Origin of the sequence: Hoylesella loescheii DSM 19665 = JCM 12249 = ATCC 15930, from assembly GCF_000378085.1 — a bacterium.
GTDB classification, from domain to species: domain Bacteria; phylum Bacteroidota; class Bacteroidia; order Bacteroidales; family Bacteroidaceae; genus Prevotella; species Prevotella loescheii.
Genome location: NZ_KB899217.1, coordinates 61378 through 83100, shown reverse-complemented (window position 1 = coordinate 83100; position 21723 = coordinate 61378). Strand labels below are relative to the sequence as shown.

Sequence of the window (21723 nt, the reverse complement as noted above, 5' to 3'; positions counted from 1 at the left end):
TTGCTATATAATAAGGTGTATGATGCCTTTGGGCTTCTGTAGTGGTGAGGGTGCAAGTGCCTTTCGGTGTTCCCTTTCTGTGTGAGCGCTAAGCATGAACTGATAAACTGACGAGCTAACGCCCTCGCGTTCTTACAAACTCGCCCCCTCATAAACTCATGAATCACAATGCAAACGAAACGTTAAGCACCACCGATGAACTGGAAACGTGGTACTTGCCGTAAGCCAGGTTCAGCTTAAAGCGTTCTAACTGCAAGCCTGCACCAAGCGACAGACCCGCCCCATGACTGCTGGCGTTCTCGGCATCGCCCACTTTCATCTCGTTGGCACGGCGCAAACTATATCCTGCTCCCACCCAAATGTTTTGCGATAGCTCTACGTCTAGGCCGAAAACAAAATGCTTCATCAGTGCATAGTGCCAATGGTTGAGGTCTACCAACGTAGCCGACAGTCGGAAAGGCGTGTGTTGCAAGCGTTTGCTAACGCCCATCTGTACGTCCAATGGCATGGCTTCGTAGTCGTCTTCGTAGGCTTTGAGCTGTCCGCCAAGGTTTTTGGCCACCACCGATAACGACAATTCGCGGTCGGGGTCGTAATAGTTCAGGCCTAGATCTACGCCTACACCAATCGAATGATAGTTCCCGATGCTCGACGACAACACTTTTGCCGCAATACCGCCAGCCAGTCGGTCGGTAAGCATATACGAGAAATAGGCCGTCGCGGCGATGTCTCTTGCGGCAAATTCACCCAAGTCTTGGTTCTCGGCAGTGGTGTAACGCATCTTTCCGTAGTCAACATAATTAACCGAAAGGGCAGCCGAAGCGCGCTCTTTTATCACCCTGTTGTAGGCCACACCAGCCATGTTAACGCCCCGCATGAAGTTCATGTAGTTCAATGCAAGCGTCTTGTCGCTCACCGACGACAGCAACGCGGGATTATTGAACATCAACCAAGCGTCGTCGTTAATGAGCGTAACGTTGTCGCCACCTAATGCAGCGGCATGCGCACTCACAGGCAATCGCAAGAAATTGTAGGCCGTTTGGCTCTCTTGCGCCGCCATTTCACCCGCTTTAAAGAACAATACGAGGGCGAAAATAACTTTTTTCATCAACTTCTTTCCATTTTATCTACAAAGTTACATCTTTTTCCAATTAAATCATTATATTTGTAGGTGAATTGAGTTTCATTCACCATGAAAGCTCAAAGATTGATACATCAGCATCTATAAGGTGGAGATAAAGAAGACGTATAGTGCCAATTTGGAGAACAAGCGCGCAACCAATTATCTGCTTGGGCTCGTTGTAGTGCTCTCGTTCCTGTTCGTGGCGCTGGAGTATAACAGCAATTCGCGCACTTTTAGTTTTGACGACGACGTGCCCGACGACTTCTTCGAGGAGATGGAAATATTGCCCGACGTGGAGAAGAGCGAGATGGTGGCCGCCGCAACACCCACTGCTGCACCCTCAATCACTACGAAAATAAAGGCAGTAGATACGCCCGTAGCTATCCCCGACAAGCTGAACGAACGCAACGATGAGGAAAAAGAGGGCGCCGAAGCTACTGTGCAACAGAACGAAACGCCAACCACGGCCATCGAGCAGCCTGTTCCCGAACCGATTGCTGCCGACAATGCACCACGCATTGCAAGGCAAATGCCCGAGTATCCAGGAGGTATCGTGGAGTTTATGAAGTGGTTGCAACGCACGTTGCGCTATCCACCCGCAGCCCAAGAGCAGGGTGTTCAGGGTATTGTGATGGTGTCGTTCATCGTCAATGTCGATGGAACCATTACCGACCAAAAGGTTGTGCGGGGCGTAAACGAAGAACTGGATGCCGAAGCCTTGCGTGTTATCAGTCACATGCCAAAATGGAAGCCAGGCCTAGAAAAAGGCAAACCATGTCGCACACTCTTTGCCATCCCCATCGTATTTAAACTTTAAAATGAAGTCAGTATGTTGACAGACGATATCATTCTCAGTAAAATTAACGACTACATTGAGGACTTGCCTTTCAATCGCAAGCCGCAATCGCTATACGAACCGATACGTTACGTGCTCTCTATCGGGGGAAAACGTATCAGGCCCACACTTGCCTTGCTGGCTTATAACTTGTTTAAGGACAACCCCGAGAGCATTCTTGCACCCGCTTGCGGACTGGAAACCTATCATAATTACACGCTTCTGCACGACGACTTGATGGACAATGCAGCCCTGCGACGTGGTATGCCCACCGTGCACAAACGTTGGGACGCCAACACGGCCATACTTTCGGGCGACTCGATGTTGGTTCTGGCTTATCAACTTGTGGCACAATGCGATTCCTCGAAACTGAAACCCGTGATGGAACTCTTCACCGAGACGGCACTCGAGATAGGCGAGGGGCAACAATACGATATGGATTTCGAACATCGCAACGATGTAACTGAAGACGAGTATATCGAAATGATACGCCTCAAAACCAGCGTATTATTGGCTTGTGGCATGAAAATGGGCGCGCTGTTGGCCGATGCTCCGCAGCAAGATGCCGACCTGTTGTATAAGTTTGGCGAACAAATCGGTCTGGCTTTTCAGCTGCAAGACGATTTCCTAGACGTGTACGGCGACAGCAAGGTGTTTGGAAAGACCATCGGGGGCGATATCGTATGCAACAAGAAAACCTACATGCTGATTAACGCTTTCAATAAGGCCGACGCCTCGCAACGTGCCGAATTGCAACGATGGGTTAGCCAAGAACAGTGCAATGTGCAAGAAAAGATAGCGGCCATCACCCATCTTTATAACGACATGGGTATTGATAAGATGGCCGAACGACGAATAGAACATTACTTCGAATGTGGCAAACGATACCTCGACGAGGTGAACGTGCCAGCAGAAAGAAAAGTAAACCTCATTAACTATGCCTCGAAAATGATGAACAGAAAATACTAGACATCTTACCTTCGGTGGGTCCTGAAACCTGAAAAACGGCCTTGTGCCGAGGCCCGATAACGTTTCCGTTAAGCCGAATGATCATTGCCATGACGTGAAAATAACTTTCAGAACACACCATAAAATAGCAATACCATGCCATACCGACGACTACCTAAGACAGATGCCGCCCGCCTTAAGGCGCTGAAAATGCTTCTCGAAAACGAGAGTGTGTATGCGGCAAGAAATCGATTTATCGATTGGAGCGTAATTAACAGGGCTCGACCCGCCTACGATCGACTGCTTACTGCGGCCCAACAATACCGAACCTCGCTAACGGCGCAGGCTAGGCAAACGGGCAAGATTGACCGCGTGCAGCGCAATGCCGTGATGTATGTAAGTCATTTTTTGCAAGTGCTCTTCATGAGCGTAGAGCGCGGAGAGATAAAGAAGTCGGCCCTAAAACTCTACGGACTTAGCGAGCAGGCTACATCACTACCCAATCTCAAAACCCAAGAAGGGTTGGCCGAATATGGTAAACGGGTGATTGAGGGCGAAAAAGAGCGCATCAATCAGGGCGGAAGACCTATCTACAACCCCTCTATCGGGATGGTTTCCACACACTACGACATCTTTATGGAGACCTATAAGCAGCAAAAGGCACTGCAAGCCCGAACAAACAAGACGGTAGATAAGTTGCACACGCTGCGCCCGGAAACAGATAACATCATCCTCGACTTGTGGAATCAAATCGAGAAACATTTCGAACACGAACCGCCCGAAGTGCGTTTCGCCGAATGTAGAAAGCTGGGGGTGATATATTATTACCGCCGCAACGAGGAACATCTGTATTAACTATTTCTCGTTAAAGGCTGCTTCTATAAACGCTGTGCCACTGTTCAATGTGGCTTTGCCCAGTTTTTAGCGTGAGCCTAAGACCCGAACGGACTGCTATCCCAATGCAAAAGGATTGGGTTAGTTCGCTTTCGGTGCTTGTATGTTGGCGGTTTTTCTCCCCATCGTTATGGGGAGAAAGTGCTTTTGAGCCTTTGTAACAGGGCAAAAGCCAACAGATTGTAAACGAGAACATGACAACAGAAATAATAGACACGCACATCCACCTAGACGTGGATGACTATCGCGACGACCTTGACGAGGTTATTGCGCGCGCAAAAGCGGCGGGAGTGAGCAAGGTTTTTATTCCTGCCATCGACGAACCAAGTGGCGATGCGGCCCTCTTGCTGGCTCAACGCTACCCCAATTATGCTTTTGCGATGATGGGTTTGCATCCGGAAGAGGTGAAGGCCGACTATGCCGAGGTGCTGAAACGTATGAAACGGCGGTTTGATATGCCGCATCCTTTCATCGCCATTGGTGAAGTTGGACTAGACTTTTATTGGAGTCGCGAGTTCGAAAAGCAACAACTTGAAGCCTTCGAGGAGCAAGTGCGCTGGTCGGCAGAATATGGTTTGCCCTTGATGATTCATTGTAGGAAGGGGCAAAACGAGATGGTGCACATCATCAAAAAGTACGAAAGCCAACTGCCTGGTGGTGTTTTCCATTGCTTTACGGGTAACGAACGCGAGGCCGATGCCTTTTTGCAGTTCGACAAGTTTGTGCTAGGCATTGGTGGCGTACTTACCTTTAAGAAGTCTAACTTGCCTAGCGTGTTACCCCATATTCCCCTTTCGCGCATCGTTCTCGAAACCGATGGCCCTTATATGGCCCCTGTTCCCATGCGAGGCAAGCGCAACGAGAGCAGTTATCTCACCCATGTTGTGGAGGTAATGGCCAGTGCCTATGCCACAACCACCGACGAAATAGCCCGCCAAACCAATGAGAATGTAAAGCGGGTGTTTGGTGCGCGCGTGCCTTTTTAAGGCAGGTTCTAAAAATTACCTTTGCTGTATTTTAGCTTTTAGCTGAGCAGGTTTTGCTTACTTCTTGAAGGAGCATCGTGGACTATGCGACTGAAAGAGTAAGCGAAAGATGCCAGATAAAAGCAAAAAGACAGTGAAGAGCAATACAAGGAACAACGATTGAACCTTTTGCGGGGAATTTTTAGAATATGCCTTAAGAGCTAATCCACTGCGTTGGTTGGTTTATAATGGCGCAATGGCATAGCATTGGTTTTTCAATACTGTTGTAGTGAAGCTTCTTTTATGGAATTAACGCATAAAACGAAATAGATTGGCGTATGAAAAGGATAATCTTATTGTTGCTTGTTTTGTTTACAATAGGTGTTTCGGCACAAACGTGGAACACTGGGGAATTTCAGCGAATGGGAGAAAAAACCATCCTTAAGATGCGTAGGATATTCAAGATTCCGAAGTGGGTGAAGCTCTATGCAACAGCGTATATTTACGTATGCGACCTCACGACCAAGAAAAAATCCGTCCCCACAGACAGTATCACTTCGCTTACAGTTAGCGATTGGCTTCGCAAAGTGTACGAGTGTTGGCACAAGGTGTATGTTTACGATGACCAATTGCGATACTTTTTGGTTGATAATCTTGCAAATAGAGATGAAGGAGGTGATGAAAGGAAGTCTTATTTAGGCACAAAAGACGACCGCGCCATTGCTGAGACGCTGCAAGCGAATAGGTTCGATTGCGTGATAGAAGCGGATAGATGCCAAAACAAGGATGCTAAACAGTTGGTGCTGATATGCGTTAAGCGGGATGGTATGTATCGTGCCGTGATTAAAGGAGAAAAGACAACGCTGAAATTGGTGACGAAAGACGATCTCTTAATAGAGCCATAGTTTGCCTGTGTGGGTGAGTCTATGAGTTGTTTTTTAGTTTATAGGTTTGTGCGTTTCTAAGTTTTTCAGCTATCTGTTTGGCTTATTGGTTTGTTTGTTTATCATTTTTAGGGTGTAGTTATGTGCAAATTAAGAGTGCTTTTTATTGTTTGTCTTGTCGCATGGGCTTTTGTCGACAGCTTTGCAACGAAGAAAGGAAGGGTGGGGATTGAAATTGGTTACTTAGATTCACTTCCCGCGGAGATTGATGGCGGACTTTGTACGTTCTACAAGAGTCTTGATGATGTGGAGAAAGATCGGTATGTACTGACTAATGACTCGGCGGAAAACGCGTATGTGATGGTAAATGGCAAGCTAGAAAAGTTTTCGCTTGTGGCCAATAACGATGAAAACTATCTGTATGTGAACAAGGATTATAAGTTGACGGTTAAAATATCCGGCACCCGTTTTTCTGCCAAACGCGACTATAATTATATTGTGGCTTTCCTAATCATTGAGAACCGCAACCATGATAAGCGAAAAATAAAATGCTATGGCTTTTGCGGTTGCTAGCGGAAGAGTATGGCCTTGAGAGCAACAGGCTATCTTTTCTAACTAGAACCAACATACAACAAATATCTATTACGACAGTCAATATGTGGTAGTTAGCATCATTACCTCCCCCCAAAAGGTTTAACGCCTGGGGTGTTCTTTGGTTAATGGCACGCTATTTCCAAAGGTAAGGCTGTGCGTTTTCATCGTTAACGCAACACGCATAATAAGCTTTTAATTCACTGTTTTTTAACCCTAATGGGGTGTTTTACGATTGGGACTGATGTTCCATGTGACATGGAATGATGTTCCAACTTAGCTGTAACAATGTTCCAGATGATATGGAGTAGGATTCCATCTTAACTGTAACAAACCGCTTTCTTATCAAGCTCATTGTAAGCGCTTGTTAATGGCCTCATGGAAGCAGGTATGTTGGTGCGAGGAAACTACTTGGTGAAACGATGAAAGGTAAACGTTGCAGGGACTTATGAATGTGTACCCCTGCAACGTTTACCTTTATATTCATCTGTTTAGGATAACAAACAATCCATGACAGCCAATGTATAGGTGCGGGAAGTATTGGCATTAGAGGTGCATGTTGCATGTAAGCCCTACTTAAAGGGCATGATGCCTCATCCCGAATATACGTGTGTGTTGGCGACTGTTGTGCTTGTTTGAATTACCGAAAATCCTTATGCAGCTTATAGCTTCTCGCATTCGTCGAGCCACATTTGGGCCTTACGCGTTTCTTTTTTAGTCCATTTCTGAACATACCACCTGTATTTAGCACTAATTAGCCTTTCTAGTTTGCTGCTGGCTCATGTCTTTTCCAATCCCAATTACCTGCTTTTTGCCACTAAAAAACATTCCATAAAGTGCCTTTTTCACCTTGTTCGGCACGCGTTCTCAATTGAACGGAAAAGCTTTAAGTCGCAATATACCCTGCATTTGGGCGTATCTAAACTTGCAATTAGCAACGGATAGTCTTGCATTTTGCGACAAATAGCACGTCATCTTGTGTAAGATGTACTTTAAAGCGCCATCAAATGTTTTTCCTTCGGTTATACACAATGTTCCGTTTTGTATTAAAACCAACACTCGAGAGAATTGATTATTTGCGACTGGACGGGTGACAGACGGACAAAAATGGCACTCGTAATGTTAAGAATTTGCTAAAAGTGGACATAGGTTGGTGAGTTTATAATTTGGTAAGTTTATGAGTTAGCAAGTTTATAAATTAATAAGTTTATATCATTTTTCAAGATTTAACTGCGTTTTGCAACAGAAAAATGGGTTAGAATTTTAATATTATCGTATCCTTGTCTAGTATTTCGTACATGAAGAGGAGTGTTTGTCTTCGCTTTACAGCACAAAGACTATAACCCCCTCTCAAATTATAGAAACATTAAAAGTCAAGGCGACTTCAATTGTTTGGTTCTTTTTTGCAGCAGGTGTATCTTTTATTTTTTCCTTATAAATACAAAAAATGAGATAATGATAAAGAATAGCACAAATGCTATGTTTACGTATTCGCCTTTCGAAAAGCTTATTGTCCCGTTATAAAAACCATAGTTTAATCTCCACAATGTACTATAGGGTATAAGATAGATATAATCTTTATTTTGAGCAATAATACCAAAGATCGTCATGAAGCCAGCAAACCCAATAGGTAAAACAAAACTCTTAAAAATCAAACTAAGATTATATTGTATAAATGAAACAGCAGAAAGGGCTATAAACAAATACAAGAAATATGAAACCATTAGGGTATTAACATTATAACTGGAGAATTTATATCCAGGTAATAACTTATCCAGAGCAAAACCAGACAGAAGGAAAGTAAGATAACCTATAAGGGAAGAAATAAAGATAATCTCCAAAAGGAAGACAATTTTGCTCGAATAAACTGTCACCTTGCTCATAGGTCTTGTAAAAAGAAGTCTAAATCCATAATTCTTATATTCTACATCGCATAAAGAATAACTCAAAACGGCAGCAAGAATTGGATAAAGCAGAGCATAGAATTCAAAGATGTATCTACCCAATAACCATACCCAAGGATTATAATCAAAAGTTATTGCCGGATTATTGACAGCATCAGCATGTTTAAACAAGATATATACATCAATACATAAAGTAATGAAAAAAGGAAATAACAAGAAGAGCCAAATGGCAATATTAAATCTTAATTTATAGTGTTCACTTTTAAGAATGGTAAAGAATGATACTGGTTTCATAAGTCGGTTTTTATTAGATGAAGGAATACAGACTCCAATTTTTCTTGGCATTTATCTGCAAATATAATTTGAATATTGTTTTGTTGCATTAAATTTCTAAAACTGTCAAAAGAGCCATCTTGTTCTATTTCTATGACAAACGTTCTGTCAGAAATCCTATTTACGGGAATCAAGTGCTCTTTACATATCTCCATGCCTCGTTCCGGCTGGTCAGTATATATTAAATATGAAAGCTTTTTCTGATTGAGTAGACTGTTAATTTCTCCTTGAAACAATAATCTTTTGTTATTTAATACTCCAATATGTGTGCATATTTTCTCCAGTTCTGCTAAGATATGTCCTGATATGAAAATCGTTTTTCCTTCGCTTTGAAGTTTGAGCATTAGCTCTCTCATTTCATAAACACCTTGCGGATCTAGGCCATTGAGTGGTTCGTCAAGAATGAGTAATTTCGGATTATGGAACATTGCCATCGCAATTCCCAAGCGTTGTTTCATTCCTGTAGAATATTTTCTAACTTTTTTGTCTTTATCTTTAGTCAAATTCACAAGTTCTAAAACCTCTTTAATGCGCTTTTGTCCACAATGATATAGCATATCCAGATAGTTTAGATTCTCATAGGCACTCAAATCTGCATAGAAGAATGGTTGTTCTACCAGGCATCCTATATTTTGAAGGATATACGATCTGTTGGAATTGAATTCTTTTTTATTGAAGAATATCGTATTCGTTTTAGTTTGCTCCAATCCTAAAAGTATCTTTATCGTAGTAGATTTACCCTCCCCATTCTTGCCTAAGTATCCATAAATGGAACCCTCAGGAATCTTCAAGTTAATGTCTTCTAATACAGAATGATTTCTGTAGTTAAAAGTGAGATGGTTAGTTTCAAGTATATTCATAATCAACACTAACTTTTAAAAATATTCGTATTTAAATGATTTAATGTTATTCAGTAGCTCTTATTTAGAGCTATTTGATATTCTAAATAATTCATTGGAAGATATATAGTGAAATGTTTTTGGGCGGAAAGAACTATTTTCTTTTCTCGGATGATATAAATGGAATAAATGAGCATTAACCCTATATACATTGTATCCAAGGTTGGTGAATCTATTATAGCAGTCATAATATTCATTCCCCCATCCATAATGTCTTTCATTTTCGATGCCCGCATCAATATATTTATTACTATTTACAAATACGGCACCTCCATACATTGGCTGATTGTAAAGATAATCAAGTATATTAAGGTTTTTATAGAGGACTTTGATGTCTTTGGTATTTAAATAATATATCTGCAAAATATCTGATGTTTGATAAACAATTCCATTATAAGGATATGCGATGTCTGCCTGACTTGAGCGAAGAATATTGTCGGCATCCATAATAGTTTTTTTATCAATATTTGTATCAGAATCCCAATTTGCAGTAATTGGTGTATTTATTAGTAGGCGATTCATGAATTATATTTTCGATTTATAATAGGTTATGAAGCTCAAGAGCTAAATTGCGGATATGTTATATTTGATGCAAAAATAAGAAAAGTGTTTGAAATAAAGCATGGGGCAACATTGTTTAACGCTTTATGTATAAAGTAGCAAGTGCGAATTTATAAGATTCTCTTTTTAAGAGCAAATTCGGATGTCCTACAACAATGCCGAACTCAGGTTGTATGAAATAGTTTACCAGCCGGAGGTCGTGTCTAAATCACTGATGCGCTATTGAATATAAAGGAAATAGGTAAGTGGGTGAGGTATCCCTATTTCTTACCTCCCACATTCATCTTATAAATAGCATGTAGCATGATGTAGTGGGGGATTGTGTTGTAGCGTATCTCGCTCTTTCCTTGACCGTTCACTTGATAATCTACGCTCTTAAGTTGATGGAAAAGGTCGAACGCTTCGAGTTTCACGGCAAATCTACCTTTCATGAAGCTTTGAGTAACGTATGCATTGCACATCAAGTTGTTGGTATTAATCTGCTCATCAGCATAGCCTCTTCGGCTAAACATCTTGAGGTCCATTCCCATTTCCAATCCCGTTTTCATACTATACGAACCGATGAAGCCATATTCGTAGTCGTAGGTGTTGAAGGGTGTAAAGCCCTTACGGGTACTATTGACGTTTCGCCATGAGAGTTGTCCCATCAAACTCAAGCTTAAGGTTTCTTTTTGGTATTTCACCTCCAGGTATTGGCGGGTAGTGTGGTTATTCACTTTGCTCAATACGCTACTCGTTTGTCCTGCAACTCCCGTCAAGTCTACATTGTGGTCGTAGTTATATTCTGTTTCGGTGAATAAGTTGAAGTATTTCATGCTATCCAACGGAACATTATAATAAATTTCGCTATGTGCTGACCAGTTGCCGTTTACGTTCTCGGGTTTATAAGTATATACCCCCGTTTGTGGGTCGTAGATGAACCCGTTTGCCACGGCATTGTGCGTTTCTTGAATACCGAAGTAGATGGAAGGTAAATTGTATCGTCTATTATGCTTATCGCTAAATCTTATTCCCAATGAACTCTGTCTGCCATTTTTTAAGTTCGGATTTCCCAATGAGATGGCTAAAGGGTTGGAGTCGTCGCGGCGATCAATCAAAGAATACATATCGGGAGTAGTGGTTGTCGAATTACCCCACGCCATAAATTCATATTCATTATGAATCAATTGACCTGAAAAGTTTATTTGTTTGATCCAATTACTCTGAGAAATGGCTTTTGTTACCGGTTCACTTCTATAATCCAATTGTTCTTTTTTATAGCCTAGAGGCGTAAATACGCCAAATGTAAAGGAGTTTTTTCCTTTTCTTTTCATATAATGTACACCAAGTACTCCCATATGTTGTTTACTCATATAGTAGCCTGTATAACTATTATTGAGGTCTAACGAACGTAAGAGGGAATCTCGCGTAGAAGGCAAACTTCCAATACTATGATCTTCATTTTTCCACTCTTGCAAGCGGTCTAATCGATATTTATTGTTGTTTCGATAATTGCCAGCTTGCCTGTATTCATACCCGGTGATGATGTTAAAGCCTGAGGGGAGAACAAATATGTACTGAGGATTAAAAGTATATGAATAGATATAAGAAGGTGATTTATCATATCGATTGCGAGAATCTTTCTTTCCCGCCTCCTGAAGATAGTCTAATTGGTATTTGCTGAAGTTATAATTCTTGATGTTTTCGTATGTGCTTTTGACTTGAACTCCTATTCTGTCACCCGATTTTAAAGGCTTTCCCAAGTATATATCCAATGCTGAACTGAGTGTATGACCATTGCCGAGCGTTTGAGATAATTGCCTATTTATGCCTTTATAGGTGGAGAGTTGTGGAAGGGGAAGCGTAAAAGCAGAGTCAAGGATAGCTTCTGTTGACCCTAAACTCTTGGGGTCTGTCTGGAAAACGGCAGACTTGTCTGTACTGAAGTTATCAAACTTGTTATAATTCAACCACAGCATAGCCATAAGTTGGTATGACTTATCGACACGAAACAGATCATTTAGTTCATAAATAGTATTCTTGGTGGTACTATTGTTAATGCGTCGTGTAAAGTTGTTGTTAGCAGTACCCAAGAAAGATTCAGCTGCCGTGTGTGTGATGTTATGGGTGCTGAGCCATGAAACACTTGTCGATAGACTATTATTTACCGTGTTCTTCTCGTTACTGTTGGCAAGGTTGAGGCCGATGGTCTTTCGGGTTACTTGTCCTTTTGGCAACTTGGTAGGATTCCAGTCGCCCTTCTCGCCTGGTTTTCGGTCTTCGTTTACGTTGTTGATATTGGCAAAGGTAGAGACTTGTATGCGTGGTGTAAAATACAAGCCGAACAACTTGAGGGCGTATCTACTATTGGTTCCACCCGCAATGTCGGCATTACCGATGAAGTTTTTTTCGTATTGTTTCTTCAGTTGAATATCCATCACGTAGTCTTTTTTCTCTACGTCAATGCCCATAGCTTGGCTCTTTTCGGTGCTCTTTTCAAACACTTTGAGGTCTTTTACAGTGTAATTGGGCAGGTTTTCGATGAGTTGTTTGTTGTTACCCTTGAAGAAATCCTTTCCGTTGAGTGTGAGGTAATCGAGTTTACGGCCATTGATGAATATCTCACCATTGCTGTTCATCGTTGCTCCAGGCAGTTGTCGAATGAGCGCATCGAGCATACTACCTTCGGGAAGGTTGAAGGCCTCGGCATTAAAGACAATGGTGTCGCCTTTGTTAATCATTTTGATTTTGGTACTCTTCACCACTACTTCGCCCAAGTTATGTTCTACATCTTCCATTCGTTTTCGTTTCAGGGTAAGGTCTTTCAAGTCGATCACCGTTGCACGAGTCTTGAAGCTAATCTCAAGATTGTAGTAAGTGGTTTCGTATTTGGGATTTTCCACCTTGATGATATATTTGCCTTCGGATACCTTGGGTGTCATAAAGAAATAGGCTTCTGGGTGAATGGCATTCCTGTTCCAAGTCTGTGTGGAACAAGAATCAACCACCGTGCTATCAGGAGCCATCAAGGTTATCTTACTATCGACGATAGCAAGGCTTGTAAAACTGTCTACCACGCGCCCGTACATTTTCATTTCGCGTGTTTTTTTAGAAGTAGTTGAATGCTGTTGTGCAAATGATTGCTGAGGCAAAGCCAGCATCATGCATAATAATATTCCCAAAAGTTGTTTCATCGTTATTAGATGTTTTCTATGTCAATTATAATAGATGATGAAGTCGTCTTGACTTTTAATATTTTTATAAATTGAGAGGAGTTTATTATCTTTGTGATGCAAAACCAAGATAAACACTCCTCTTGTGTACAAAGTTATTGTTTATAGCTTCTCGCATTCGTCAAGCCACATTTTGGCCGTTGCATCGCTGGGCATTCGCCAATCGCCACGAGGACTAAGGCTAACGCTACCCACTTTCGGTCCATCGGGCAGGCACGAACGCTTGAACTGCTGGGTGAAGAAACGACGGAGGAAAACCCTTAGCCAGTGTTTTATCTCGTCGTCGGAATAGTGCTTGGCACGTTGTTGTGGTGATGCGAATGCATGGCGAGCCATGATATAGAGGCGTTGAGGCGTGAAACCATGGCGCAAAAAATGGTAGATGAAGAAGTCGTGTAGCTCGTATGGGCCAACGAGATCTTCGGTTTTCTGCTTGATGTTGCCTGCTTCGTCGGCTGGGATAAGCTCGGGCGAGATGGGCGTGTCTATGATGTCGTAGAGCGTTTGGCAGGCAGATTCGTTATGCATGGTTTGTGCAACGTGTCGAACAAGATGCTTGATGAGGGTCTTGGGTATGCTTACGTTTACGGCATACATGCTCATGTGGTCGCCATTGTAGGTGGCCCAGCCCAATGCCAGTTCGGAAAGGTCGCCCGTTCCCACAACAATTCCACCAAGCTTGTTACCCAAATCCATAAGAATTTGTGTGCGTTCGCGTGCCTGTCCGTTTTCATAAACCACATCGTGCACGGCTATGTCGTGACCAATGTCTTCGAAATGTTGGGTTACGCTCTTGGCAATGCTAATCTCGCGGATGGTTATCCCTAGTTCGCGCATCAGGTTGATGGCGTTTCGGTAGGTGCGGTTGGTGGTGCCAAAGCCTGGCATGGTTACGCCGATGATGCCCTCGCGTGGAAGACCAAGCTTGTCGAACGTGCGCACACATACCAGCAGGGCGAGCGTGGAGTCTAATCCACCACTGATGCCCAACACAACTTTTGAGGCGTGGATGTGTTTAAGACGTTGTGCCAACCCCGACACTTGGATGTTGAAAATCTCTTCGCAGCTGTCGTGCATCTGCTCGTCTTGCGGCACGAAAGGCAAGGGGTCGATGGTGCGTTGCAGGTTGAAAGGCTTGTTGATGAGGGGTTCTTGGGCCGTATGCAGGAAGGCGGTGTGTCCGTGTTGGGCGTTAACGTAGGTGCTATTGGTGCGGCGCTCGGCACGAAGCTTAAAGATGTCTATCTCGGAGATAACAATTTGAGGCTCGAAATCGAAGCGTTTGCTTTGCGCCAGCAGCTTCCCGTTTTCGTAAATCAAGGCATTGCCACCGTAAACCACGTCTTGTGTGCTTTCGCCGAACCCGCATCCGCTGTACACATAGCCTGCCATTGTACGCGCACTTTGCTGTGCAAGCAGACTTTTAAGGTAGGTGTGCTTGCCGATAAGCTCGTCGCTGGCCGAGAGGTTACAAACAATGTCGGCCCCAGCAAGCGCCAAATAGGTGCCAGGAGGATTGGGCGCCCACACGTCTTCGCATATTTCGACGCCGAATTTCACACCATCGGCGGTAACGAAGATTTGACTTTGCGCCGTGAGTAGTGTTTGCTGCCCAGCGTAAAGAATGGAAGTGTCGTTGAGATGATGGGTGGAGGCGAACCATCTTTTTTCGTAGAACTCGCTATAATTGGGTAGATAGGTCTTGGGGACGATGCCAAGGATGCGCCCCCTCTGAAAAACCACGGCGCAATTGAGCAAGATGCTATCTACGGCAACAGGCACGCCAACCACCGCAATGATGTCTAGCGTCTGCGTTTTTTCGAGTAGCGAGCCAACGGCTTGTTCGGCTTGCTCGATGAGTAGTTGCTGCGTGAAGAGGTCTTGACAAGTGTAGCCCGTGATGCCAAGCTCTGGAAATACCACGATTTCTGCCCCCTGTTCATTGGCTAGCCTGATTTGCTGTTCTGTTTGTTTGGCGTTGAAATGGCAGTCGGCCACCTTTACAGCTGGAATAGCTGCCGCCACTTTGATATATCCGTATTGCATAATTTATTTTTGAGGAGTTAAAGAGTCCTTTTTGAGGAGTTAAGGAGTTATGGAGTTAAGCCAATAGCCTGTAAGTTTTTGAGTTTATAAGCTTCTAAGTTTATGAGTTGCAATGAAGTTTGGAACATCAACCACCCTTTCACTCATTCATAATAAAAAGGCGTTAGCCATCTTTTCACCTTTTCACTCTTTCATCTTTAATGGGCGTTAGCCATCTTTTCATCTTTTCACCCTTACACCTTTTCATCCTTTTACTTTTTCACCCTTTCACTTTTCACCTTTACCCAATCTTTACCAGCGTTGCTCCATACCCATATTCTTGGAACGAAGCGTCTTGATATGTACAGCCTCTAAAGTGTCTGTTCAGTTCGTTGATGATGGCCTTTCGCAGTACCCCTTCGCCCTTGCCATGGATAAACACGATTTTGAGACCACGTTCGTTGGCATGCTCTTTAAGCGTTCGGCGGAAGACTTCAAGCTGATATTGAAGAATATCCAATGAATCCATGCCCTGCGTGGTTTCTAAAATCTCGTGGGCATGTAGGTCAATCACTAGCGGCTCGTTAGCTTTGCGGTCGCCATGGGCATGTTTGCCTGTCGCAGAAACGTTGCCTTTAGCCTGTCGCGCATCTTGTTTTATCTTCTGTATGGCAGACTTAGAAAGCATTTCTGTTTTCAATTTGTTGGCGTCAATCTTACTAACGGGTGCTTCGGCAGGCTCGTCGCCCTCGACGATGGTATAGAGCATGGCCGGCTCGTTGTAGAAAGGCGTTTCGGCAAAGAGGTGTTGCTTGAAGAGTTTTAGTGGCTCGATGTGCAGCTTTACGTCAATGGCGGACTTGCGCACATAGCTTTTTTGTTTTTTGAACGCAATGGCTTGGAAGGCCGCCTGTTCAAGGCTATTATAGTCTTCGGCGGCAATGGTTTCGAGCGTAACCTTGGTGTTGGGTTCCATTTCGCCCTCATTGCGCAATGACCAACTCTCTCCTTCGGCTGTGGCGAAGGTGTAACGCAGATAATAGTTGCTGTCGTTTACCAGTTCTACAGCCATCTTGGTGTGGCTCAGCTGTCGGGCATCTTCGGGCACGAAAGCCAAATACACGTTCAAACTGTTTCCTCCTACACGCTCTTCAACGGGCTTGCGGAAGGTTATCTCGCTGTCGGCAGGATCTGTCTCGTGTTCCGTTTCGTTATCGGTGCCCTCATTTTCGTATCCGCCACTTAGCAAAGCCTTGATAGACTGCTTGCCAGAGGTGTCTTGTTGCGTGGTGTTCGTTTTCTTATCGTTGGTTACGGTAGATGTTCGGCCTTGCTTGCGGTCTAGCTCTTCGTCTACAACCACCACCTCGTTGATGCTCATGGGTATCTCGAAACCATCGGCATCTTGTACCAGCACGATGTTTTTTCCTTGGAAACCAGCCACGATACCGCCGCCCGTTTCGCTTAGAAATCTTACTTTATCTCCTTTTTTCATTGTCTTACTGTTTGTTGTTTGGCGTGTTCTAAAATGCCTCTACTTCGGCATAAATCTGCTAAGCAGGTTCTTTTCTTGTTTCTCGAAAAGTTTTAGAACACGTTGCTAGGGAATGAGAATGCTACTATCGCCGTAGCTTAAAAACCTGAAATCGTTGTCGAGTGCATAGCGATAGATGCTTTTCCAATCGCCTCCCACAAATGCGCTAACCAGCAGAAGCAGTGTGCTTTGCGGTTGGTGGAAGTTGGTGATGAGGCGTTTCACGATTTTATATTGGTAGCCGGGCGCGATAATTATTTGCGTGCTGGAATGGAGCGACGGCAAATTGTTGCGGTCCATGTAGGCAATTAGTTCGCCAATGGCCTCTGCGGGCGTGATGGTTGTGGTTGTTGACGCGTAGGGTTCCCATTGGTTAACGTGCAATTGATCAAGGGAAACGTTGGGATTGGCTTTCACCTTGCACCCCATATAATAAAGACTTTCGAGGGTTCGCACGCTGGTTGTACCCACGGCCACAGCCTCGCAGTTGTGTTGTAGCAACTTTTCGAGTGTGGATCGGCGTATGCACACATATTCGGTGTGCATGGCATGCCCCTCAATCTCTTCGCTTTTTACGGGTTTGAAGGTGCCTGCACCAACGTGTAGGGTAAGCTCTTCGCGGTCGATGCCGTGCTGGTCGATGTCGGCTAGAACCTTTTGGGTGAAGTGTAAGCCAGCCGTTGGGGCAGCCACCGAGCCCTTAATCTTGGAGTAGACCGTTTGGTAGGTGGTCTTGTCGCTCTCTTGCGTGTTACGATTAAGATAGGGTGGGATGGGCAGTTCGCCCACTTTATCGATTAATTCGGCAAACGAGAGCTTGTCATCGCCTGTCCATTTGAAGTCTATTTTCAGTGCCGTTTCGCACGACATATCGCGCTCGGCGCTGAGTTGCACAGATGGTTGGCCAGGCATCTCGACCGTAGTTGTTAGCGGTCCGCCCTTCCATTTCTTGAGATTTCCTACCAGACAATACCACGAACATGCACCCGTTGTTTGGAACATTTGTTCGTAATCGGCGGGCAAAGCTGGTTCGAGGAGGAATATTTCGATAAGCGAGCCCGTCTCTTTTCTGAAATGCAGGCGGGCCTGAATAACCTTAGTGTTGTTGAAAACCATGAGAGCGCCCTGTGGAAGATAGTGGGTGATGTTGCTAAACACGTCTTGCGAAACCTCGCCATGGTTGTAAACAAGTAGTTTGCTCTTGTCGCGTTCGGGCAAGGGGAATTTCGCAATGCGCTTGTCGGGCAAGTCGTAGTTGTAATCTTTTATCCTGATGTGTTTTGTGTTCATTGTTATGCGTTGAATAAGCAGTGTATGATGATGGCGCAAATCCACAGTGCCATGGTGAGTAACACCTTGCCAACATCAGCTTTGAGGTAGGCTGTTGGGGTGGTTTGGGGTGTTACTTGTGTGCGGGGAAGTTCTAAAGGCTTGCCCCAACGGCGGTAAAGTGTGTATGCTGACCAACCCACGATTGTGCCCCAAAGTAGTCCGAAGAGGATGTCGAGTGGGTAATGGAGACCGAGATAGAGGCGCGTCCAGCAGTTAACGGCCGACCAAAGGCAGAGCATAACGGCCAAGGGACGGCTCTTGATAAGCAGACTAAGATACACGGCCAGCGAGAAAGTGTTGGCGGCATGCGCAGAGAAAAAGCCGTATTGGCCACCGCGCATACCGTTAACAATCTTGATGGTGTGCTTAATGAGCGGGTCGTTGCTGGGTCGCCATCGGCCAACGAGCGGCTTGATGATAAGTTCAACAGACACGCTCACCACCACAACGGCAAGCACGGCGCATCCGATGGTGAGGAATATTTGCGGCATGGTGTCGTTGTTCTTGATGATAACATAGATGAGTATCACGTAGAGCGGTATCCACGTGAAGCCCGAAGTGAGAGTCGTTGCCAAGGAATCGACGAAGAGCGAGTTGCTCCCGTTGAACCAGGCAAGCACCATTCGGTCTAGTTCCAATATGTGGGTGAGGTTCATTCTTCCTTTTTACTGTTGTTCTGTTGTTGATGACGAGGGCATGTCCTCTGCGAATATGGGCTTTGGTGGCATGCTCCTTACGGCTCATATCGGTGAGCTTGTGCGTTTGCATGCTCATGAGTTTTGAACTATTTCAGCCCTCGAACACATCCTGTATAATGTAAGACGGCAAGTTTTGGGCTTAGGATTGAAAGCGATAGACACTAGAAACCCTGAAATCCCGAAGCGCATTTATGCGAAGTTTATACACTCCTTATATATAAATAGGTGTGTCGCTCATATCTAATAGGCCCGCTCTTATTATCTCGCCCACGTACTCCTTATATATAATAAGGTGTATGTGGCACAACAAATCGTGCTTTGCGAGATGTTGGGTTCGGTGTTGCGGAGTTTTGTTAGGCGACTTGTTATAGCCTTATATCTCTTCCACCGTGTTTTCTTCAATCCATCCTTCGCGACCGTCGGCAAGCTTAACACCGAGCCAACCTTTAATGGAGCGGTCGGCAATGTCTACCCTTGTGCCTTCGTGCAGCACCGCTTCATCGGCTCCCGAACGTATGGGGGTCTTTTTAAGGTTGGCTGCTGGCGCCATGATGATTGCCCCTTCCTTACTGATAAGCGCATCTTTTTGGTACAGGGCAAAGATGTTAGACAGTACGAAAAGTATGGCAAAGGCTATTGCGCAGCCAAAGCCTACCTTGCGAACGAGTATGCGCGAACTAAAGAAATACAGCAGGATGCAGCAGCCAAGCAATGCCGCCGAGAACAAGACCATAGTGGCCCATCCGTCTACCGTGGCCAAATTGGCCGCAGAACGAAACCAACTGATGAAGAACATCTCATCGGGTTCGGCCACCTTGTCGATGGTTTTGCCCCGCGCGAATTGCAGGTTAAACCTGATATAGCTGTTTCCGGGATTGATAAGTGCGGCTCTTTCGTAAGCCAAGATGGCCTGTGGAATGCTATCCGAGCGGAAATAAGCATTGCCCAGGTTGTAATACACCTCGGCCGAGGGCGTTTTTTTCAGCAACGACTTATAGTCGGCGATGGCTTGCGGATAGTTTCCGCGCTTGTATTCTTGGTCGGCCGAGGTCTTGGTGGCTGCGTTTGTGGCCAAAGGCAATGTGCTCATTGCCAATGCGAGCAGCACAAGGGCGGAGGCTTTCTTGTTCGATTTCATAGTGGCTTCAATGTCCATAATAGCCTTGACGGCCATGTCGTAGGTCTTACTCATGTTACCTTGCGAGTCGCCTGGTGCATATCGTTCGTACTCGCATTCGTCGATAGCGGCGATAAAGCTGTCTACCGTTTCGGCATTTACCATTCTACGGTTCAGCGTTTCGGCGATATTCTGGCGCGTTAACTGTTCTGCCGAGATACCTAACTTGTCGCTAACATATCCCCAAAGGGCATGTAGCACCTCGTCGTAGAATTCGTTCTGGCGACACTCTTCCATCAGTTTGCCTGCGAGTTTCAGACGGCGTGTGGCCACCTTGTTGGCTTTCGAACCGCGAAGTCGACGCGAGTCGGAATAGATTTCTTGTCTTTGACGAAGTACGACAAAGATTGCCACGGTAACGGCAACGATAACGAATAGCAGTATGAACCACAAGGCCGAAGTGAAGAACATGCGTTTTGCCTTCATCATTACGGCAGGACCTTGCATGATGGGGCGTATGTCTTTGTTCTGTTCTTCTTCAAACTTACTCATTTCAGAACTCGTACCCGTGCCCTTTTCTATTTTCAAGCTGAAGCGTTGGGTGCGAATGGTGCGGTATTGCTGTTTCTTGGTGTCGTAGAACACGAACTCTGTGGGCGGAATGTCGTATTTCCCAATCTGCTGCGGCACGGCAAGGAAGTCGTAAATCATGTTTCCCTCAATACCGTTGGTGGTAAGGTGGGTCTTATCGGTTACCTTCACATCGTACTTATCGAAACTTTTGGGGAAGTTTACGATAGGTGCCTTGAGCAGTTTGAGGTTTCCCGAGCCGCTAACCACAATGCGTAGGTTGAGCGGTTCGCCTGTTTTGGCTTCTTTCTTGTTGAGCTGCGCCGAAATGGTGAAGTTGCCCACGCCGCCCGAGAAGTTTTCAGGGCGTGTGGGTAATGGGTCTACTTGTAAGGTAAGGCCTGGTGCTTCGATCTCCTTTTTTAGTTCAACATAGCCAGAGCCACCATTGAAGATGGCCTCGAAGGGGTCTACACTGCGGTTTCTTTGCACCACAATGCCATCGAACTTGATGCTGGGTATTTTCAGTTCGCCGCTCATCTGCGGATACATCACATATTGGCTCCACGTAACGCACTTGTAGTTTTTGCCGTTAAGTCTTTCCAAATGGAAGCTTTTTTGCGTGGGTAGCTTTACCTCTTGGGTGTGAAAGCCGTTGAGGTCGGGCATCTTACCGTTGAGTTGGGTTAGCTCTACGAGGCTGTACACCTTGTAAGAGAGTAGCACGGGTTCTTGTTCGCGAACCCTTCTTTTGCTTGCGCTCACCTTAATAAACAGGTCGTTACCCGATATTTTGCTGCCGGCAGCCCGCACGGCATCCTCGTCGTTGCTGTAATCGTGCATCTTTGGCGCTCCGCTAGCTGTGGGCTTGGCCGTTCCTACTACGTTAATCTTAAGTGCGGGCGACGTAATCGTCTTACCATGTACCACTGCCTTAGCCGGTGAAATGGTGTAAGTGCCATTTTTTGTGGCGTAAAGTGTGTAGGTGTATGTTATTGACGAGCTGGAGCTTGTGTGTCCGTTCGTCATTTGGTAGCTCGATTGCGACGAGGTATAAGGGCCTGCTATCACCTCGATAGCAGAAGGGATGTTACCCGCCTTGAAGTCCGCCACGTCTTGTGTGTTGATGGTATAGGCTATTCGGAAGTTCTCTCCGGCGGCCACTTTCGAGGGAGCTGACACCGTTAGGCGTTGTGCTACCCCGAGCATGGCGTAGGCCAAGGCCACCATCAGTAGGATATGTCTTTTCATTCGCTTCATAGAACCAATTGTTTTGTTGGGTGAGTGAGGTTACCAAT

The 21723-nt window shown here is 45.0% G+C and carries 16 protein-coding genes; 6 read left to right on the top strand and 10 right to left on the bottom strand.

Annotated elements, in window-relative coordinates; all coding sequences use genetic code 11:
- Positions 1 to 163: 163 nt before the first annotated feature.
- Positions 164 to 1108 carry a type IX secretion system protein PorQ gene (gene porQ / locus F453_RS0109325; protein WP_009236204.1) on the bottom strand — a complete coding sequence of 315 codons (945 nt, stop codon included), beginning with the start codon at positions 1106 to 1108 and terminating at the stop codon, positions 164 to 166.
- Positions 1109 to 1229: 121 nt separating this feature from the next.
- Between porQ and F453_RS0109320 the strand changes: the two genes are divergently transcribed.
- The 6 genes from F453_RS0109320 (at position 1230) to F453_RS0109295 (ending at position 6222) form a co-directional block, all read left to right on the top strand.
- Complete coding sequence (locus F453_RS0109320; RefSeq protein WP_009236203.1) at positions 1230 to 1940, top strand: energy transducer TonB; 711 nt, start codon at positions 1230 to 1232, stop codon at positions 1938 to 1940.
- 12 nt (positions 1941 to 1952) lie between these two features.
- Complete coding sequence (locus tag F453_RS0109315) at positions 1953 to 2927, top strand: polyprenyl synthetase family protein (RefSeq protein WP_018967781.1); 975 nt, start codon at positions 1953 to 1955, stop codon at positions 2925 to 2927.
- 135 nt (positions 2928 to 3062) lie between these two features.
- Positions 3063 to 3761, top strand: a complete 699-nt coding sequence (locus tag F453_RS0109310; protein WP_009236201.1) for a hypothetical protein — start codon at positions 3063 to 3065, stop codon at positions 3759 to 3761.
- Positions 3762 to 3994: 233 nt separating this feature from the next.
- Positions 3995 to 4786, top strand: a complete 792-nt coding sequence (locus tag F453_RS0109305) for a TatD family hydrolase (RefSeq protein ID WP_018967780.1) — start codon at positions 3995 to 3997, stop codon at positions 4784 to 4786.
- 317 nt (positions 4787 to 5103) lie between these two features.
- Positions 5104 to 5670 (top strand): hypothetical protein, encoded by a 567-nt coding sequence (locus F453_RS0109300; RefSeq protein ID WP_018967779.1) that lies wholly within the window; start codon positions 5104 to 5106, stop codon positions 5668 to 5670.
- 120 nt (positions 5671 to 5790) lie between these two features.
- The gene (locus F453_RS0109295; RefSeq protein ID WP_018967778.1) at positions 5791 to 6222 is read left to right on the top strand and encodes a hypothetical protein; all 432 of its coding nucleotides are present in this window, start codon (positions 5791 to 5793) and stop codon (positions 6220 to 6222) included.
- A gap of 1439 nt (positions 6223 to 7661) precedes the next feature.
- Here the strand turns inward: F453_RS0109295 and F453_RS0109285 are convergent.
- The 9 genes from F453_RS0109285 to F453_RS0109245 form a co-directional block, all read right to left on the bottom strand.
- The gene (locus tag F453_RS0109285; RefSeq protein ID WP_018967777.1) at positions 7662 to 8438 is read right to left on the bottom strand and encodes an ABC transporter permease; all 777 of its coding nucleotides are present in this window, start codon (positions 8436 to 8438) and stop codon (positions 7662 to 7664) included.
- A complete protein-coding gene (locus tag F453_RS0109280) occupies positions 8435 to 9337 on the bottom strand; it encodes an ATP-binding cassette domain-containing protein (protein ID WP_018967776.1) in 903 nt (300 codons plus the stop codon). The genes F453_RS0109285 and F453_RS0109280 overlap by 4 nt, the downstream gene beginning before the upstream one ends.
- A 60-nt stretch (positions 9338 to 9397) precedes the next feature.
- Complete coding sequence (locus F453_RS15700; protein WP_148295823.1) at positions 9398 to 9898, bottom strand: galactosyltransferase-related protein; 501 nt, start codon at positions 9896 to 9898, stop codon at positions 9398 to 9400.
- A gap of 299 nt (positions 9899 to 10197) precedes the next feature.
- On the bottom strand, positions 10198 to 13110 hold the full coding sequence (locus F453_RS0109270) for a hypothetical protein (RefSeq protein ID WP_026292535.1): 2913 nt from the start codon (positions 13108 to 13110) through the stop codon (positions 10198 to 10200).
- A 141-nt stretch (positions 13111 to 13251) separates the two neighbouring features.
- A complete protein-coding gene (locus F453_RS0109265) occupies positions 13252 to 15195 on the bottom strand; it encodes an NAD(+) synthase (RefSeq protein ID WP_018967773.1) in 1944 nt (647 codons plus the stop codon).
- A gap of 280 nt (positions 15196 to 15475) precedes the next feature.
- Positions 15476 to 16669: a DUF2027 domain-containing protein gene (locus F453_RS0109260; RefSeq protein ID WP_018967772.1), complete on the bottom strand. Its 1194-nt coding sequence runs from the start codon at positions 16667 to 16669 to the stop codon at positions 15476 to 15478.
- Between the two features lie 105 nt (positions 16670 to 16774).
- Entirely contained in the window at positions 16775 to 17998 is a 1224-nt protein-coding gene (locus F453_RS0109255; protein ID WP_018967771.1) for an S-adenosylmethionine:tRNA ribosyltransferase-isomerase, read from the bottom strand.
- 2 nt (positions 17999 to 18000) lie between these two features.
- The gene (locus F453_RS0109250) at positions 18001 to 18696 is read right to left on the bottom strand and encodes a phosphatase PAP2 family protein (RefSeq protein ID WP_018967770.1); all 696 of its coding nucleotides are present in this window, start codon (positions 18694 to 18696) and stop codon (positions 18001 to 18003) included.
- Between the two features lie 415 nt (positions 18697 to 19111).
- A complete protein-coding gene (locus F453_RS0109245) occupies positions 19112 to 21685 on the bottom strand; it encodes a BatD family protein (RefSeq protein ID WP_018967769.1) in 2574 nt (857 codons plus the stop codon).
- Positions 21686 to 21723 lie beyond the last annotated feature (38 nt).